The 1,492-nt window shown below is 31.0% G+C and carries 1 protein-coding gene; it reads left to right on the top strand.

Annotated elements, in window-relative coordinates; translation table 11 throughout:
- Positions 1 to 315: 315 nt before the first annotated feature.
- Positions 316 to 1,245 carry a DMT family transporter gene (locus tag DN410_RS27680; protein WP_149178848.1) on the top strand — a complete coding sequence of 310 codons (930 nt, stop codon included), beginning with the start codon at positions 316 to 318 and terminating at the stop codon, positions 1,243 to 1,245.
- Positions 1,246 to 1,492 lie beyond the last annotated feature (247 nt).

The raw sequence follows: 1,492 nt of genomic DNA, 5'->3' as shown, positions 1-1,492 counted from the left end.
AATCCATAGATTTAATAATCTTAAAGAGGGAAAAGGATGAAATAGAGAGTGTTTAAAATAAATTTGGAGCGATAATGCGGTAAAAGGTTATAAGGTAATACGTTTTAATGTTGGTTTAAGGTAAGAATTACCTTTTTATGTTGATTTATTTGTAGAATGACTAAAATATTTTACTTTTTATATGAAAATGTTATGTAAAAAATAGCTATTCAGCTGTTTTTCGCATAACGTTTTTTCGTTTTTAAGGGATTTTACATAAGAAAAAATCTATAATTAAGATGGTTAACATATATCTTTTGATGGGTGTGGGGGATTATGAAAGAAATATGCATGTTATTAATGGCTGTTATATTATGGGGGGCAGCCATTGCACCAACAAAGTGGGCACTAGAATCTATTCAGCCATTTACTTTGTTGTTTATTCGCCTTTTCTTCGCGGGTGGAATCTGTTTACTATTCTCATTTAAACAATTAAAAAGATCGGTTGTACATAAACAAGTGCCATGGAAAAGAATGAGTTTACTATCTTTTACTGGTGTAGCTGGTTACTTTATGTTCACATCCTACGGTATTTCTTTAACAAGTGGATTGCATGTTAGTATTATTGATGCTGCTTTACCTTTAGTTACAATTCTATTTTCAACGTTCTTTTTGAAAGAAACAATTCAGCTTAATTATTGGATTGGTATTGTACTCGGGGCTGCCGGAGTACTTCTTATTACAATCCCATCTAGTAAATTCGATCAAGAAGTATCTTTAATAGGAGATATCCTTATTTTATTAAGTACTTTCTTATTTGCTTTCTATACAGTGTTGCTGAAAAGGCCAAAACAAGAACAGTATCTATCAAACAAGCTTTTTACAACATTAACTTTAATTATTGGAGCTGTTATTCTATTACCATTTGCAATGGCGGAAACTTTTTATTACGGTTTTCCAAAGGTTGAAACATGGAAGGCTGGACTAAGTGTAGTATATCTTGTTATTGGGGCAACAATTTTAGCGTATTGGTTTTGGAATAGAGCATTAGAGACGGTCTCGGCATCAGTAAGTGGATTATATTTAAATGCCTTACCGTTAATAAGTATTGTTGCTTCAATTGTTCTATTAAATGAATCTTTAACGTGGAGAATAGTAATAGGTGGTAGCTTAGTTTTATTTGGAGTGATATGGGCGGATAAACGTAAATTAATTGATTTATTTATGTCAGGTGATCGAAATGTTAAAGAGAATGAAGAATGTTAAAGTTTATAAGAGCATGTATATAATGTTTAATGGAAAGGATGTCTTGTATGTAATAGGATGTCCTTTTCGTTATTTTCATTGAAATAGAGAAAGGTGAAACTAATAATGAAAATACCTTTGAAATTATTTTTATTATTAATTGAATAAAAGATGTTGACGATTGTACCTTAGAGGTGTAATATAGGACAAGTCGCCGATGCAGTAACGCAGAAAGCGATAAACGAAATAAAAAACTTAGTTGACATTA

It is taken from the genome of Bacillus sp. SH5-2, assembly GCF_008368905.1.
GTDB classification, from domain to species: domain Bacteria; phylum Bacillota; class Bacilli; order Bacillales; family Bacillaceae_G; genus Bacillus_A; species Bacillus_A luti.
Note: the sequence above shows the minus strand (reverse complement) of the source record. Positions and strands in the feature narration are given on the sequence as shown.

Bases quoted from the DNA above. Each gene is read 5' to 3' on its own strand.
- DN410_RS27680 (WP_149178848.1), top strand. From the start codon at position 316: ATGAAAGAAATATGCATGTTATTAATGGCTGTTATATTATGGGGGGCA.